The sequence below is a fragment of the Nonomuraea fuscirosea genome, assembly GCF_003001935.1.
GTDB classification, from domain to species: domain Bacteria; phylum Actinomycetota; class Actinomycetes; order Streptosporangiales; family Streptosporangiaceae; genus Nonomuraea; species Nonomuraea fuscirosea.
On the sequence record NZ_PVNG01000007.1, the window covers coordinates 21161 to 36914 of the forward strand.

General features: G+C 64.4%; 16 protein-coding genes and 2 pseudogenes. 9 read left to right on the forward strand and 9 right to left on the reverse strand.

What is annotated here, in order from left to right; all coding sequences use genetic code 11:
• Positions 1-72 precede the first annotated feature (72 nt).
• The 3 genes from B0I32_RS17400 to B0I32_RS17405 form a co-directional block, all read right to left on the reverse strand.
• A complete protein-coding gene (locus B0I32_RS17400) occupies positions 73-549 on the reverse strand; it encodes a RipA family octameric membrane protein (protein ID WP_106240280.1) in 477 nt (158 codons plus the stop codon).
• A gap of 48 nt (positions 550-597) precedes the next feature.
• Positions 598-2979, reverse strand: a complete 2382-nt coding sequence (locus B0I32_RS56505) for a P-loop ATPase, Sll1717 family (RefSeq protein WP_146178206.1) — start codon at positions 2977-2979, stop codon at positions 598-600.
• A 1083-nt stretch (positions 2980-4062) separates the two neighbouring features.
• Complete coding sequence (locus B0I32_RS17405) at positions 4063-4338, reverse strand: hypothetical protein (protein WP_106240282.1); 276 nt, start codon at positions 4336-4338, stop codon at positions 4063-4065.
• Position 4339: 1 nt separating this feature from the next.
• On the opposite strand from B0I32_RS17405, the gene B0I32_RS17410 reads away from it, so the two are divergent.
• From B0I32_RS17410 to B0I32_RS17430, 6 genes are all read left to right on the forward strand, one after another.
• Positions 4340-5026, forward strand: coding sequence for an alpha/beta fold hydrolase (locus tag B0I32_RS17410; protein ID WP_106240285.1), 687 nt, complete (start codon positions 4340-4342; stop codon positions 5024-5026).
• 443 nt (positions 5027-5469) lie between these two features.
• On the forward strand, positions 5470-5730 hold the full coding sequence (locus B0I32_RS17415; RefSeq protein ID WP_106240287.1) for a helix-turn-helix transcriptional regulator: 261 nt from the start codon (positions 5470-5472) through the stop codon (positions 5728-5730).
• Positions 5731-5914: 184 nt separating this feature from the next.
• The gene (locus B0I32_RS17420) at positions 5915-7288 is read left to right on the forward strand and encodes a sensor histidine kinase (protein ID WP_106240289.1); all 1374 of its coding nucleotides are present in this window, start codon (positions 5915-5917) and stop codon (positions 7286-7288) included.
• Between the two features lie 213 nt (positions 7289-7501).
• On the forward strand, positions 7502-7879 hold the full coding sequence (locus B0I32_RS61680) for a helix-turn-helix domain-containing protein (protein WP_146178207.1): 378 nt from the start codon (positions 7502-7504) through the stop codon (positions 7877-7879).
• Positions 7876-8682, forward strand: coding sequence for a hypothetical protein (locus B0I32_RS17425; protein ID WP_146178208.1), 807 nt, complete (start codon positions 7876-7878; stop codon positions 8680-8682). Before B0I32_RS61680 ends, B0I32_RS17425 begins: the two co-directional genes overlap by 4 nt.
• A gap of 221 nt (positions 8683-8903) precedes the next feature.
• Positions 8904-9098, forward strand: a complete 195-nt coding sequence (locus B0I32_RS17430) for a hypothetical protein (RefSeq protein ID WP_106240293.1) — start codon at positions 8904-8906, stop codon at positions 9096-9098.
• 235 nt (positions 9099-9333) lie between these two features.
• On the opposite strand, the gene B0I32_RS17435 is transcribed toward B0I32_RS17430, so the two are convergent.
• The 3 genes from B0I32_RS17435 to B0I32_RS17445 form a co-directional block, all read right to left on the reverse strand.
• Positions 9334-9741 (reverse strand): HIT family protein, encoded by a 408-nt coding sequence (locus B0I32_RS17435; RefSeq protein ID WP_181307491.1) that lies wholly within the window; start codon positions 9739-9741, stop codon positions 9334-9336.
• A 192-nt stretch (positions 9742-9933) separates the two neighbouring features.
• Positions 9934-10113, reverse strand: coding sequence for a hypothetical protein (locus tag B0I32_RS17440; protein WP_106240299.1), 180 nt, complete (start codon positions 10111-10113; stop codon positions 9934-9936).
• Between the two features lie 100 nt (positions 10114-10213).
• Positions 10214-10726, reverse strand: a complete 513-nt coding sequence (locus B0I32_RS17445; protein ID WP_219911871.1) for a hypothetical protein — start codon at positions 10724-10726, stop codon at positions 10214-10216.
• A 206-nt stretch (positions 10727-10932) separates the two neighbouring features.
• Here B0I32_RS17445 and B0I32_RS61685 point away from each other — a divergent pair.
• Positions 10933-11136: pseudogene (locus B0I32_RS61685) on the forward strand (SDR family oxidoreductase); the annotation flags it as partial.
• Positions 11137-11307: 171 nt separating this feature from the next.
• Here B0I32_RS61685 and B0I32_RS59890 read toward each other — a convergent pair.
• The gene (locus tag B0I32_RS59890; protein WP_106240304.1) at positions 11308-11874 is read right to left on the reverse strand and encodes a hypothetical protein; all 567 of its coding nucleotides are present in this window, start codon (positions 11872-11874) and stop codon (positions 11308-11310) included.
• A 635-nt stretch (positions 11875-12509) separates the two neighbouring features.
• A pseudogene (locus B0I32_RS61690) lies at positions 12510-12605 on the reverse strand (TetR family transcriptional regulator); the annotation flags it as partial.
• Between the two features lie 217 nt (positions 12606-12822).
• On the opposite strand from B0I32_RS61690, the gene B0I32_RS17465 reads away from it, so the two are divergent.
• Both B0I32_RS17465 and B0I32_RS17470 read left to right on the forward strand, forming a co-directional pair.
• A complete protein-coding gene (locus B0I32_RS17465; protein WP_106240306.1) occupies positions 12823-13704 on the forward strand; it encodes a sigma-70 family RNA polymerase sigma factor in 882 nt (293 codons plus the stop codon).
• A 218-nt stretch (positions 13705-13922) separates the two neighbouring features.
• Positions 13923-14264, forward strand: a complete 342-nt coding sequence (locus B0I32_RS17470) for a DoxX family protein (protein ID WP_106240308.1) — start codon at positions 13923-13925, stop codon at positions 14262-14264.
• Positions 14265-14328: 64 nt separating this feature from the next.
• Here the strand turns inward: B0I32_RS17470 and B0I32_RS17475 are convergent, their stop codons facing one another.
• Positions 14329-15648, reverse strand: a complete 1320-nt coding sequence (locus B0I32_RS17475; RefSeq protein ID WP_106240311.1) for a sensor histidine kinase — start codon at positions 15646-15648, stop codon at positions 14329-14331.
• Positions 15649-15754 lie beyond the last annotated feature (106 nt).

The following is a 15754-nucleotide window of genomic DNA, read 5'->3' on the forward strand; positions in this document are numbered from 1 at the left end:
GAATGTACCAAAGTAACTGCCTGCAGCCACGACATCAAGTGACCACACGTAAGCCCAGCAGCCTTGCACGACTTAGCTAGATAAGACCTCATTACCTATGAAGAGGATAACAAAGATCGCCCCGTACACGCCAGGAACAATTCTTTCTACTACACCAAGACGCAAATAGCGAGGACGCTTCTTTGATTGACTTCCAGAGCTTGAGTGAAGAATATTCCATTCATCCATAAAGGGATGTACAGGTAGCGATTCCTCGATAGAATTTATCACTGCGAACTTAGCGCTGGATAAACGCCTGTAGCTACCCAGCAGCATCCACCATGAGACAGAAAGGACTAATCCTGCAATAGAAATCGCTACGTTCGCCCACCAATCATCTTCAGGACCATAGGCGCCTATTAGGCCTGATACCGAAACCAGTGTAGTTTCTGCTGTGAGAAAATATGAGTTAGCGGTTGCTCGTCGCGCGGATACACGATCAGCCATTTCTACCGCCAGTTTATACAATTCAACTGCCACATTTACATCGGCCGCATTATTGCCCGACATGCAACCCAAACCTCCACTTGCAAGTAAAGGGCGGAATAGTCTCTATAGTCAGGACATCGGCTCGCCGGCATCCGTTATCTCCAGATAGCTTCTGTAGGCAGGGTGTACTTCATACCTAGCTGAGCGGTCCGATGATTTTTCGAATTTGCGTCTTCTTACGTCCGCGCGCTTTATCTCGCCCTCAGTGCCGCCGTAATCAAACTCGCCCTCGCCAACTTCTACGCCTAGGAAGCCAAGTTTCCTCAGCACGTCGACAGCTCGATTACGTTCAGCTTCGGAAGCGCACGCCTCCGCAACTAGTGAATTAAGTCGCTCCGAGTCAATAATCGACTCCTCTCCAGCGAATTCAATAAGGACGTCAGCAAGGTTTATAGAGCTAGCAACACCTTCAACGAGAATCGCCTCGTAAGCGAACTGGCTGTAATCGCGTTCGGCATCCAGGATATCGGTCTCGCTCACTACTGAATGCCGTGCGTTACTCGCCCTTTCGACCGCAGCGTTGGCAAAGAAGACGAGATCTCGCGGACGTGGCTGTACACGGGAGAGCATATAGTTCCGCGTCTCCAGACCCCTGACTGTAGGGGTGAAATAGTTTGTCCACAGCTCATCTGCTGGACTTTTCCCATCGCGAGCTGCAACGAATCTGTCTTCAATTACCCTTGCTAGGAGAACTCTATCTCGCCATTCAATTTCGGTGACTGCGATCTTATCGGGCTCGCGCGCTCTATCTCTAACAAATGCAAAAATATCACTTCGCAGGAACACTGTTAGAGTGACGTTCACGCTTGCTTTTCGCGGATTTTCACGATGGAACTCATCAACGACGCGCCCGACGACAGTGAGCAGCCCCAAGATGATACGCGACATTAGTTCGAGATCGGCACCCCGCTCCCACGCTTTGTCGAGGTTGTCTACCAGCACAGCCACTCTATTTCGGGCTGCAAGGGACTGGCCGATGAGACTTCGCAATTCTCCAAGCGTAGTCCCGTAAAGTGCGGCGCTTATCTTCTTACGGGCTTGCTCGATCTGCTCTTGCTCGATCTCCGTGTCGGTGCTTATCAATTCTTGCAACGAACCAACGAGCCGTTCCAGGCGAGAAGACAGGCTGGCACTTACACCCAGATGTTTTTCGTCGAGGCAATTTCTGAGGGAGTCCAAAGGAGATCCAGTCGCAATTCCTGCAGGTCTGTCCTCTGCCTCTTCCACGGCACGTGACGCGATCTCTGTATAGAGTAGATACTTCCAGAGCCCTTCAATCAAATACTGACTAAGATGCCGTGAGTCAATTCTTTGCAAGACCTCAAGAAGGCCTTCGATCTCGTAACTCGCCGGCTTCATCGCACATACGAGGTTTCTTGCATCGCTCCTCAGTGCCTCTGCGGCAAACTGCATATTCGCTGTTTTTCCAGTTCCTTTCTTTCCTGTGAAAATGACAGCAGTACCGTCAAGAATATCTCGATAGTCGCGAGTTTCGACGAAATATCTTTTAAGGCCAACTTTATCGCTTTCTGCCACAGGACTACCGAAACGCAAGGCGGCAAGCTCGATGGATATGGCCCTCTTCGTTGGCTTAGTGCGTGTAGAAGTTGGCGCATGGAGGCTCTCCATCCACTTGGTCATGCGCGTTTCCAAATGCGCCGCGTTGCGATACTTAATGGCTAGGTCGCGATAGTCGATAGGCGTTTCGTCGTTCTCCTCCATGAGGAGAACTATTTCGCGCCCTAGCCCTCGGGCTATTCCAGCCAAAAGAGCCACGCGGGGGTTGGCTAGATCAGACAAGTACGCACGCGAAGGTGTGAAGTGGAAAATTGCGTATTTTGCCTGATAGATCGCCTGCGTGTACCACGCCAAAGGTGAATTGGCATAGTCGTCGAAGGCGACAGTATCGATCTCGAACTTCCCGAACCTGTCTAGCGTTCGCGAGAGACGACGGCTGGCATCGTCCTCCTTCAGACTCGGTATGTAAAGAACTCGAGTCTCATCAACCGGTACTTCTATACCCTTGAGCAGATCCTCCCATAGCGAGACTGGCGGGCTAGCAACGACACTAGCTATTCGCGCCTTTAGGTGGTCTGCATTACGGTATCCAGTCCAACCGGTGGTGCTCAAGAGTGAGAAATCTTTCCACCTTTTTCTTGCGTCCTTGTCTTGCTCGTCAAGGAGAGGAACGACACGTTTCTCTTGAGCGATTGCGTAACCGAGTTCATATAGAACATTGGAGCTAAGTGTTGTTAGCTCGAATAGTCCTATCGTGCTCTGCCGTATCACGGCCTCGACCTCATTAATGATGAGACGGCCGTCTACCTGCAATTCTTCCCATGATACCGAGCTGACGACACCGGGTATGGTTGTTGAGTCGCTGGCCGCCCTATAGAGAGTTTCTCTTAGTACTTCGGGGTTAGCGCTGTAACCAAAGAAAAGGCTGTGCATCGTCCCGCTTGTCCTCTCTAGCCTAAGTCGCCAATCTTACGCTCAATGTCGTGCGCGAGGCAGGGTTTAGTTGCAAGTTGCCCTGCATGCGGCGGACGGGTGAACAACCTCCGGCAGGAGCCCGTTACGACGTCATTCGCCCGCCTTCTGCCTGGTTGTTAGCTAACAAGAAGCCCCAGCGCACCTGCCTGCCTTATCCATCGGCAAGCAACGCTTTTTGTTACATCTCATGCCGCGTCTTGCGGGGCGAGACTGTTGGTATGCCAGGTCGGCCGGCCGGCTGGTGGTTGCCGTCGCAGGTGGGCGACGGCGGGCTGGTGACGCGAGGTCAGCCGTGCTCTACATCGTTTCGCACACATTGCCACACGTGCGTGCTGACGGGGCGAATCTCGGTTGCGTCGCGGAAGCACGCAGGGTAGGGCAGGTTCTCTGTGGCATCGCCGTTCGGCACGCTGGAGTCAGGGATGGCTAGAGCGGCACCTCTACAGCGACCCGCCATTCGTCGGGCACCGCACTGTTCCAGGGCGGTGCCCGGTAGCCATGGCCACGAATCCCGATCGTCGTACTGGTCGTCGTGCAGGGGGTACCTGACGAGAACGGGTGGCCTCGGGGGAACGCCTAGCGTTGTCGTCGGGAAGGTACGCGTTGATCATGGGTTCCTCTCCCGCTCCGGGAAGAGTCGCGGGAGCCAATTTGGGAGCCACCGCCTTGCGGCCCTCTCAGACTTCCCGCGTCCTCCCCGGAGTGTTCGGCAAGGTGAGAGGCACCCGATCGACTCGGATCGACATTCTCAGACTCTCTGATGTTCCTTCGCATCGAAGGGGTCAGGGGTTCGAATCCCCTCATCTCCACCAGGGGCCGTTCTTGAAACGGCTGGACTGAAGTTGACGGGATCCCGTCTGATCATCGCGATCAGACGGGATCTTGGCGTTTCAGGGGTTCCCGAGTTTGGGATCCGAGGGTCGGCGAGATGAGTGGGCTCGGGTGCTGTCACGCGGTCGTGTGGGTGTGGTGAATGGCCTGGTGGGCATGGCGTAGCCCTCGGCCGGGACGGTGTTGGATGTCGATGACCCGAATTGTGGCTTAAGGGTCTGGTGGGGGTTTCCCGGCTTTGGTGGGCGGGATGCTCGGATGTCCATCATCGGGGACGTCGTCATGATGGACGGCGGGGCCGGGGTCGTGCTGGTGACGCCAGGCGTCGAGGAAGTGGTCGTTGGCGACGGTGACGATGGGAGCGACCAGAAGGGTTTGGGCGACGCGGCCGTGGGCGAGCCGGTTCTTGGGGTCGCCGAGGTGGTTGAGCCAGCCGAGGGGCGGAATCGGGTTGCAGTTGCGGCCGCCGGGCCGGGAGAGTGCCACGATGACGGAGATTCTTCTGTTGCCCGGTGGGGGGCGGAGGTCCACGGACTGGCGGCTCGCTGCGCCGCTGCTGGAGGCAGCAGGGTTGCGCACCGTGGCGATCGACTTGCCGGATCTGGGCTCGTGGTCTTGGGCCGGAGCCGTCGAGTCCGTGGGTGAGGCGATCAACGACCATGGCATGGAGCATCCGGCAGTGGCCGGGCACTCGCTGGGCGGCATCGTCGCGGCCCTGTGGGCCTCAGAGCATCCCGAGTGCCCGCTCGCGGTCAATCTGGACGGGCATACCAATCCCACCGGGCCCTTCGACGGAGTCGACCCGGTCGGCGCCGAGCACACGATGCGCGCGTTCCTCGCCGAACAGACTGCGGGCGATACGGAGATGACCCACTTCATCGCGCAGATGGACGCGCTCGACCTCATCGCCGTCTACCGGGCTGCCCGCTGTCCCCTTCTAGTCGTCTCCTCCAGCGGCTCGGACCTGAGTGCGATGTTGCCCCCGGCCGTCTCGGTGGCCTTTGACGCCTACGTCCGCGGCTTTGCTCGCGAACTAAAGACAGCCGCCGCGCATACTCCGCTGCTCTCCCTCGCCGACCTGACTACCGGCCACGACATGCACCTGGAGGCTCCGCACGAAGTGGCGCGCCTCATCCTCGGCCACCTGAGCTCCGGCCACCGTCCGACCCCGTAATCGTCGGCTCCCTCCCACCACGGGTGAAGACCATCCAGCGCCCGCTTCCGCGTGATCACGGCGGAGCGGGCGCTGTCATTTCTCACCAACATTTCGCCTCGTGTTGATCTTTAACCGCTGTCAGAACTCACCTACAAGCGCTGCCCGTTGAGACCAACAAAATCGACCGGGCCTCCTCTGGCAGCGGGAGACCGCAGTTCGCGCACCTCCGGACCACCGCACGCGGGTTCACGCCCCGATTGTCGCAAGCCCGCGACGGACGCGCCGACCCGGCAAGGCATGAAGACTGTTACCAGAAACGCTTTTCGTCATCTCATCTTCATGAAAAGGCGAGTTCGCCGCCTTTGCGTGACAACTGGAAGCCAGAGCACAGAAGCCGCCAGACCGTGAACGCAACCGAGGGCTGACCCTCCACCTGGACGTTCCTCACCCACCACGCCCGCGTGCTGATCGAGATCGCCCGCGGCCCCGGGACGCGGACCCGTGACATCGCTGTCCGCATCGGCATCACCGAACGCGCGGTGCACGGCATCGTCGCGGACCTGCACCAGGCCGGCTACCTGACCCGGGAACGGATCGGCCGCCGCAACCGCTACACCCTCGACCTGGACCAGCCCTTCCGTCACCGGAGTGAGGCTGGCCTGCCCATCGGCCGGTTGATCGCCCTCTTCACCGACCACGACCTGCACCGCCAGGCCGAATGACCGCTGGGAACGGCGTGGGCGTCCGAAAACATCGTGTGACTCGCGCATCCAGACGCCCACGTCCCACCGATTGTCGCAAGCCGACAGCGAAACACAGCCCTACATCGAGCGGACGCAGTGCCTGGCACCGGAGGGTCGCGCGGGGCCGCGTTAGGGACAATAGTCCTAGGTCAGAGGGTCATTCATGAAGTGTTTGTCGGGGCCGGTACGAAGGCGGTGCGCGCTCATTGCCGGCGCGGCCGCAGTGGCGGTCAGCATTCTGTTCGCGGCACTTCTGATGATCCTTTTCCACCGGCTGAGCAGCGACCGCGTGCATTACATGGTGGATCGCGCGGCGGATACCCTCGCCCTGCGCGTGGAACGCGGGCAGGTACGCAACCCCATCGACTGCTGCTCCATCAACCAGCTGCAGGTCGTCGGACCCACCGGGCAGGTGGAGGCGGCGAGCCGCCAGCTGCAGGGCGAGCCCGCGTTGTCGCGGCTGGTGCCCCTCCTCAGCAATGAGAGCACGGCCACCGAGGTGGTCTGCGGTCAGGTCATCCCCGGCCCACGGCCGTGCAGCCATGTCGTTAGACACCAGGTATACCGGGATGAGCAGCGCTGGTACGTTTTCGCCGCCGCCCCGGCCATCCCGTTCTATGTCCATCCCAGCCTGGTGGCGACCTTCATCGCCGGTGTGCTGTGTATCAGCGGGGCGGTCGCCTACAGCGCCCGCAGGATCGTCGGCGCATCCCTTGCCCCTGTCGGAATCATCCGCTCCAGCCTGGATGAGATCAACGCCACCAACCTCAGCCGCAGGGTCCCGGTTCCCGCGCCTCACGACGAGATCCATGACGTCGCCGAGAGCATCAACTACACGCTGGGCCGGTTGGAGAACGCGATCGAGCAGCAGCGCTGCTTCGCCTCCGACGCCTCCCACGACCTTCGCAACCCGATCACCGCCATGCGAGCCGAGGTGGAAGATGCCATGCTGGACCCGGATCAGCCGGCCGTCTCCGTCCTGGGCGACACTCTGCTGACGCATCTGGACCGGATGCACGGGATCTGCGCCGATCTGCTAATCATCGCCAGGCTGGAGACCGAAATCCCCGGACGGCGGGATCGAGTCGATTTGGGCGACCTGGTCGCCGCCGAACATGCCAGACGTCATTCCGCCAAGCAGGTCAACATCGACACCGAGCCTGGCGTGATCGTAGCGAGCGATCGGCTGCTCCTGGCCAGGCTCGTGGGCAACCTCCTCGACAACGCGGAACGGCACGCCGAAACCACCATCACTATCACGATCCACCGGACAATGGACGTATCACCCGAAAGCCCTCACGGCAGCGCTGTACTCGAAGTGCTGGACGACGGAGCGGGCATCCCCCCGGACAAACGCGAGATGGTCTTCCAGCGATTCGTACGCCTGGACGAAAGCCGGCAGCGCGATCCGGCCGGCACCGGCCTCGGCCTGGCGATCTCCCGGCAGATCGCCGAAGCCGGCGGCGGCACCCTCACAATCGCCGACAGCCCAGGCGGCGCCCGCTTCGTCCTGCGGCTTCCCGCAGTTCCACCCTGAGCGGCACATCGACGCCCCAGGGCTGACAACGTCCATCTTCTTGCCGGACGCAAGCAGGACCTCATTCATCTAGGGTGCCGGATGGCCATCTTTCATGTGCGCCACGTGGGTTGGCGACCTCGCGGACAGATCTCCAGGGGTTCTTCCGTCATGTAGTCCACGTACGCCACGTACTGTTCAAAGGCCGGTCGCGATCGGCCCCCTGAACAGATCATGGAGGCGTCGCCGCGCCGGCGGTGGGTGCCAGGGGGTTCCGTACGGTTCCTCGGTTGGTTCAGGGCGGCTGTGGCAGCCGGGAACTTTCAGGAATCAGTTCGGCACGGAGACTCATGTCAGAGACCGGCTACGGGTTCGACTTCCTGCGACTGCGTGCCGCTCCGTGAGGCCTGGGGGCTGACCGTGACGCAGATCGCTACCGCTGCCGGGCTGTCGGAGCGGGCGGTGCGCTTCTACCTGGCCGGTGCTCGTCATCCGAGGGCGACCACCCTTCCGCGGCTGGCGCGTGCGGTCGGGCTGGTTGCAACCCCGGAGAATGGTGGAACGGTCGGATACCCGGTTGTGATCTTCCCTTGTCAGGCTTCGGCGTCATGAAGCGCATCCTCGCCCTCATTCCCCTGGCCGCAGCCCTGGTGTGTGCTCCGGCCCAGGCCGCCGTCACCGACCTGGTGGCGGCGATGAAGAAGCAGTTCGTGCCCGGCCAGGGGGTCATGTTCCGCGAGACCACGCGCGTGCACTTCGACGGCACCTACATGTTCGGGAACAAGACCGAAGGCAAGATCGAGCTGGGCACCAAGGGTGTCGTGGCCGCCGAGTCGACGCGTACGCCCACGGTCAGCGCCGAGCTGGTGGAGGAGATGAAGGAGCTCGCTGACTCCCAGCAGATGGAAACCGAGCTCGAACGGGTCTACACGGTCAGCGTCGGCGACAGGCTGTACGTCAACGGCGGGACCGCGACCAAGGGACTGCCCGCCGCCAAGCTCTGGGCGCCCAGCCGCGGCCTGCCTGCCGAGGCCGCCTTCGAGAACCAGGCGGTCAACATCTTCGAACCGGCCACGCTGAAGAAGCTGCTCGCCACCAGCAAGAGGACCGGCGTCGAGTATCGCGGCTCTCTCGCCTTCAAGGCCCTGTCGAACGTGTCTCCGACCGTCCGCTGGCACCGCCCCGGAGCCGAGTACGGCATAGACGGCGAGGTACGGGTGCACTGGCGGCTCTGGCTGGACGAGCGCGATCTCGTCAAACGGCTGCTCACCATGTGGACGGTTCGGACCAATGACGACATCCTGATGACCACGCGCACGGACTCTCGGTACTTCGACTGGGGAACCGGCCTGCACATCACACCGCCGCCGGCGGAGAACGTCGCTACCTGGAAGGAGATCCAGGACGCGGCGTAGAACAGGCGCTGCCTGAAGCGGGCAGCGCGCCTTCGAGCAGGTAGCGGTGCACGACAGCTCATGTGCCTTACGTGCCTGACAAGATCACATCTTCCTGACCTGCAAGAAGGCATCAATAACCCAAGATAACCATCGATCTCCCGTGTCCGCATCGGCTCATCGGCCGTAGCCGGCAGCGCCACCACCTGCTGTCGGAACCCCCGCAGCGGCGGTAGCTGTGCGTGCTTGACTTCAGGATCGAGGCGGGCAGAGGCGTGCGGTTCCTCCTCGACGACCACGCCGTCATCTTCGTCCATGTCGGCGTGGCTGAGGTGGTCGCCGGTGAACTCTGTCAGTGTCTCGCGCGTGATGGCCAGGCGCTGCAGTCGTTCCTCGACCGCGGCCAGTTGTGCCCGCAAGTCCTCGGCCTGCCGTAGCGCAGCCGTCTCGGCCTGGGCTACGCGTTCCAACAGTGACACCTGCCATCGCCTTCCCCAGGAGAAGCAGCCGTACCCGTCTGCCGCATTCACGCCATGCAGCCCACCAACTCCAAACTGTAAACGGCTAAGTACTGGCAGTCACTACCGGGCTGAAGATCGTTGATGCTCAGCGGCTGTCAGTACCGATGGGCACATCGCCACCTCAGATCCGGCGCCGAGGCAGTGCCGGCCTTCAGTGCCAGGCCTTGATCTCCTCGGCCAGCCCCGCGAGAGACTCGACCGGATGCTCGACCTCGGTCCACGGCGGCGTGAGGTCGGTGGGCTCGAAGCGGGGGACCACGTGGAGGTGGAAGTGGAAGACGCTCTGCCAGGCCGTCTCGCCGCTGGCGTGCCAGAGATTCACGCCAGCAGCCCCGAGCGCGCCGGCCAGCCGCCGGGACACCTCGACCGCGGCCCGCATGACCTGCGCCGCCGTCTCCACCGGAATCTCCCCTAAGTCCCGGTAGTGCACTCTTGGCACGACCAGCGCATGCCCCCTCGTCGCCTGGGCGATGTTGAGGAAGGCGATGGTGTGCTCGTCCTCGTGGACGGTCTGCGAGGGCTCGGTGCCGGCGACGATGCGACAGAAGGTGCAGTCCATGAGCGGCATGGTCACAGCGCGTTCGGTCAGCACGCAAAGGCGTTTCAGATGATGATCACTGCCCACCGCAGACAGTAGCCAGGGAAGCGATTTTCAGGGCTCAAGCTTCGGTCAGGTCAGGCCCACTCGTGAACACCCCACTAGGAAGATGCAGGTGAGAAGGGTCTTTGGAGCAATCCAGAGGCCCTTTTCTCATGTCTGGAAGTCGATGAAAGCCAATCGGGGAGCCATCTCACTCGGACTCTCGACGATCCAGGAGGAGCGCAGCCGGAACGCCGACAGGGCGGGCAGACCGCTGGTCGAGGTGTGGCGCGCCGTCCAGGAGCTGAACCGGTCCTTGGCGTGCCGGGCGATGCGCTGGGGCCGGAACATGAACCGGTCGCCAGGCTGGTCGGCGGCATTGGCCAGGACGTCCTTCCAGGTGGTGCGGGAGCCTGGTGCTGAGGACGAACGGGTGAGGCTGGCTCCGTTGTCATGCCCGCGAGGTGAGAGTTGGCCGCGTCCAGAGGGTGAGGTCGCTGCTGGTGGCAACGGCAAGGGTGAGGCCTGAGGGCGAGAATCCGGCGGCGCGGAAGGTGGAGTAGTTGGCGTGGAAGATGTGCCACCAGCCTTGTCCCGGCGGGTCTTTGAAGATGTCGCCATCGGCGGAGAGCAGGACGCGGTCGTTGGGCCATTCGGGGCTGACGACGTCGAGACCCCAGCCGTCCGGAGTGGTGCTGTGCAGGCCGCCGCCGAAGAGGCCGGCAATGTGCACCCGGGTGCCCGCGACAGGCCCAAGTCCGGGGCAGGTGAGGTCTGGGGAGACGTCAGGGGTGCTGGTGTCGGGGTCGGGATCACGATCTCGGGCGATCTTCTCGCCGGTGACCGCGTCGAAGAGCCCATGGCCGTCGTGGGAGACGACCATGACCAGATCTCTTCTGCTCTCTGGATGGACGGCGAAGCCGATGCCGAGCAGGCCCCCGATGGGGGTTCTGTTGTCCAGCACCGGTCGCCAGGGTGCTGGGGCCTGAACGACGGAAGCAGCCAGAAAGTGGTGGCGCAGCCGTTGCTGATAGTCCGAGATCAACGCATCTCCCTGTGTGGTCGTGCTCCGTGATCAAGTACGAACCCGCCATGAAACTTGGGGATATCCGCCAACTGAAGTTTGTCGCTCTCTAGAATGGTGAGCTCAAACCTTCCCTCAGCCGTCATATATCGACCAAGGCGGCCGTCGCCGACCTGGTGCGCGGGCTGGCCAGGGATCTCGGGCCACGCGGCATCACCGTGAACAACGTGCAGCCCGGCCCCACGGCCAACGACAGCATGAGCGCCGACGGTCCCGCCGCCCAGGCCATGATCAAATGGCTGGCTCTGCCTCGGATCGGCACGCCGGAAGAGGTCTCCGCCCTGGTCTCTCATCTCGTCGGACCCGGAGGGCGCCTTCATCACCGGCGCCACCCTCGCCATCGATGGCGGCTTCACCGCTTAGTCGGTGCGGAACGTACCGTGTGCCTGCTCTGGATTTTCCGGATGGATGACCTCGCTCCTCTCGATCCTGGTACGGAGCGCGGTGGCGACCGTGGCGTGTCAGCAATTGAGCGCGGTAGTGGACTGGGGTCGGCCCGAGGCGGGGTCCAAGGCTATGGGGAACGTTCGTCCGTCGGTCACCCGGATCTCCACGGAGCCCGGCCCCGTCCACTTGACCGAGTCGAAGGCGTCGTCGGGGTCGTCGTCGTTGATGCAGCCGAGGTCCCACTCCTTGCTGAGCAACCCGTCGTCTCTGCGGAGGCTGAGCCGCATCACGGAGTCCGGCCCGAAACCCGCCGGTGACTGCTGGAGCCGGATCCGGTACGGGGCGGGCCCGTCGACGAAGCCGGCCTCCTCGGTGGCGGTGAACGAAAGGGCGACCAATGCCACGAACAGCGCACCGCTCGCGCCCAGCCCGGCAAGGACGGCGATCAGGACGCGTAGCCATCCCCACCGCAGCCCGAGGGCGGCGCATGCCGTCAGGAGACAGGCCAGCGCGCCGAACGCGAACGGATGGTTCAGATGCTCCCTCAAGAGCACCAGGTCGGAGTCGTGGAAGTACGGCAGGACTGCGAGGCCACCCGCGCAGAGTGAGGCGGCCACCAGGACGAGTGAGCGAGGAGGCATGGTGGATCCCATCGGTGAGGTGCCACCGAGATCATGACAGGACCGTGGTGCCGTAACCCCCAAGTACGACGCGACCAGGATGGTCTGGGCGGCGCGTCCGTGGGCGAGTCGGTTCTTGGGATGGCGGGCGCTGGAGGCGTGCGGGTTGGGCCGACGCCCTCCGCGTCCTCGCGGAGCGTACGTGCGCGGACGGTGAGCGCGCCGATCAAGGGGTGGTGTGCTCGCCCGCCAGGCTCTCGAAGCAGAGACGCAGAAGCTCGATGATGTCGTCGGCGGAGGCGTCGGCGAGTGCGCTCAGCTTGAGAAGGTGACGGTCGATGACCAACGCCGGTGATGATGGCCGTGACCAGGCCCGCCCGTAGGTCCGCGTCCTGGTGCGGGATGGACTCGCCGACCCGGGACAGCCGGGCCCGCCCGCTGTCGCGGTAGTCGTCGCCGGCGCCGGCGTGGGTGAGCACGGAACGCAACAGTGCCAGCGACGCCGCCGGTTCGTCGTCGAGGCGGCTGCGCAGCATCGCGAGCAGCGCTTCGGCGGGCTCGCCGGGCGGCAGTTCGGGGGTATCGACCGGGACGGCCCGCGCGAAGAGCTGTTCCTTATTGCCGAAGTAGTGCATCACCAGGCCGGCATTGACCCCGGCCGCGGCGGCGACGGCGCGAATGGTGGTGTGGTCGTAACCCAGTTCGGCGAAGGACTGCCGGGCCGCGGCGAGGATGCGTTGCTGGGTGTCGATGCGCTGCTGAGCGCGCGTACGGGTGTTCCGGGTCCGCGACGGGCAGGTGGTGTCCTTACCGGGACTACATCAACCCGCTCCCGCTCATGAAGGCGCTGGAGGCCCATGGCGCGTGAGCGCCGCGGCGGCTCGTGCGGGGCGTCATAGCTCCCTCTATGGGGTGATATGTCGGAAAGTATTCTTCCCCTTCGACACTGGTCGACGGGGAGAACGTGACATGGACGAACAGCAGTGGCTGGCGGATCGGTTCGCCGAGCATCGCTCGCACCTGCGCGCGGTGGCCTTTCGGATGCTCGGTTCGCTGAGCGAGGCCGACGACGCGCTGCAGGACGCCTGGCTGCGGGCCAGCCGCGCCGACGTCGGCCAGGTGGACAACCTGGCCGGATGGCTGACCACGATCGTGGCCCGGGTGTGCCTGAACATGCTGCGCTCGCGCGGTCGGCGCCGCGACGAACCGCTGGACATCCAGACGGCCGATCCGCTGCTCGGTCCCGCGTCGGCGGGTGATCCAGAACACGAGGTGGTGATGGCCGACTCGGTGGGGGTGGCGCTGCTGGTGGTGCTGGACACCCTGAGCCCGGCCGAGCGGCTCGCCTTCGTGCTGCACGATCTGTTCGCCGTACCGTTCGAGGAGATCGCCCCCATACTGGAGCGATCACCGGAGGCGACCCGGCAACTGGCCAGCCGTGCGCGTCGCCGGGTCAGGGGCGCCGCGCCTGCTCCGCACGCCGATCTGACTCGCCGGCGGAAGGTCGTCGAGGCGTTCCTGTCGGCCACGCGCGGCCAGGATTTCCGGGCGCTGATCACACTGCTCCACCCCGAGGTCACGCTCCGCGCCGACAGGGCCGTCATGCTGACCGCCGAACCCGTGACGGTGGCCGGAGCCGAGCCCGTCGCCAAGGGCGCGATGGCCGCCATGCGACGGGCCCGGTTCACCGGACCCGCCCTCCTGGACGGCGCCGTCGGCCTGGTGATGGCTCCGCACGGCCGCCTGCGGGTGGCACTCGCCTTCACGATCGCCGGCGACCTCATCACCGCCATCGACGTCATCGCCGAACCCGATCGGCTCGATCGACTCCAGCTGGCGGTCCTCGACTGACGGTAATGAACTCCTGCCCGCCAGGGGTTTGCCCCGTCGACTGACAGAGGCGGGCAGGCGGGTCGTCGCGATCCATCTGTACGCCGGCTTGTCTATGACGCACGTCACAGCCGCCGTCGGTCACATCGCCGTACGGCGGCGGGTCAAGGCGGTGACGGACTCACCGATCACCGCCGCTGCGGCACCCGCCCAGCGTCATCCAAGCAAGGGGAAACCCCATGATGCAGCTCATCGTCACCGTTCTGGCCGCCGCCTGGGTGGGCTTCTCCGCCTACGCCATCCTCACCCGCGCCGCGTGGGTCATCGAGCCGCTGCAGTCGTACGGTGTCCCCGCCTCCTGGTGGCCCTGGCTCGGCGCCGCCAAGGCCGCAGGGGCGGCGGGCCTGCTGGCCGGCCTGGTCCTGCCCGTGGTCGGCGTGCTGGCCGGGATCGGCCTGGTGGTGTACTTCGCCGGGGCCGTCGTGACCGTGCTCCGCGCCCGCTCGTACAAGACCGTCGCCTACCCGATCATGTACCTCGTCCCGGTCACCGCTGCCCTCCTGCTGGGAGCCGCCGCCTGAGCACCCGGCCGGAGCCAGGGCCGATCGTGCCTCCAGAACCCGCCGCCGGATGGCTCGACAGGCGTCACAACGTTCCGCCGCGGAGCAGGAAGACCGCGACGAGGACGATGGCCAGGGCGGTGGGGGCCCAGAACGTGGTGATCAGGCCGCGGCGCAGCGTTCGGCGAGCCCCGGCCAGGGCCAGTTCCGGGGGAGTGGCCGGCGATGGCGAGGCGGTCTGCTGGGCGTGCACGGGCAGGCGGGCGGTGAGCGTGAAGCCGTCGCCGTCGGGGCCGGCGCGTAACGTGCCGCAGGCCAGGCGGACGCGTTCGTCCAGGCCGACCAGGCCGTATCCGGAGCCGGCCGGGTCGGCCGGACCCTGGCGCCGGCCGTCTGCTCGCCCGTTGGCGACGGTCACCTCCAGACGGTCGCCGGTACGGCGTAAGCTCACGCGAACCATGGACCCGGGGGCGTGTTTGGCCGCGTTGGTCAGTCCTTCCTGGACGACGCGGACGGCGGCCCGGGCGGTCGGGTCGGGCAGGCCGGTCTCCGCCTCGGCATCGGCCTCCAGGTGTACGTCCACGCCGGAGGCCGCGGCCCGCTGCACCAGGGCGGTCACGGAGCCGCCGAGCGGGTCGAGCAGGGCGTGCTCATCGTGCTGACGGAGCATCCGGATGATCTGGCGCAGCCGGTCGGTGGCCGTGGCGGCCGATTCGCGCAGCTCGGCCGCGTTCTGTCGTAACACCGGGGTGGTGCCGGTGGTGACCTGCAGGGCGGAGGCTCGTACGGCCAGGAGGCTGAGCTCGTGGCCCAGGGAGTCGTGCATGTCCGCGGCGATGCGGGTGCGCTCGCGCAGCCGTTCCTGCCTGATGGCCCGTACGTGCTCGCGCTCGAGACGGGCGGCGAGCTCGAACCCGGCGGTGGCCAGGTCGGCCTGCAGGCGCAGGTACTGGCCCACTGCCCACGGCACCACGACCATGAGCAGCAGCGTCGAGGCGGTGGAGAACCAGTCCGGGCCGGTCTCGTGCGCGGGCGCGAAAAGCAGCGCGACGGCGGCGACCGCGATCAGGACGGCGATCTGCTTTCCCGCGGAACGGCCGACGGTGCGCCGCCCCAGCAGGAAGGCGAAGAGGACGACGGCCGGCATGAGCTGCGAGACGTAGACGTCCCCCGCGACGACCGTGCCCAGGACCAGGGGGAGAGCGGCGGCCAGAAGCGGCATTCCGCGCCAGGTCGCCGCGGCGACGCACAGGAGCACGGCAGCCGACACCCGCAGCGTCGCCAGGCCGGTCCAGGCGTGCTCGGGCAGCGGGTCGTCCGACAGCCACAGTGACGCGACGGCCAGGACCCCCAGCAGCAGGTCAAGGCCGGCCCGGCGGCCACGCGACGACGTCAGAACGCTCACGAGGCAACGCTACGGGCAGATCCCCTCGCCGACCCCCGACGAAAGTCAGGGGTGACCCCTGGCGATGGACGCGTTCGTCAGGGCACGCCTGGTTCATAGCGTCCGA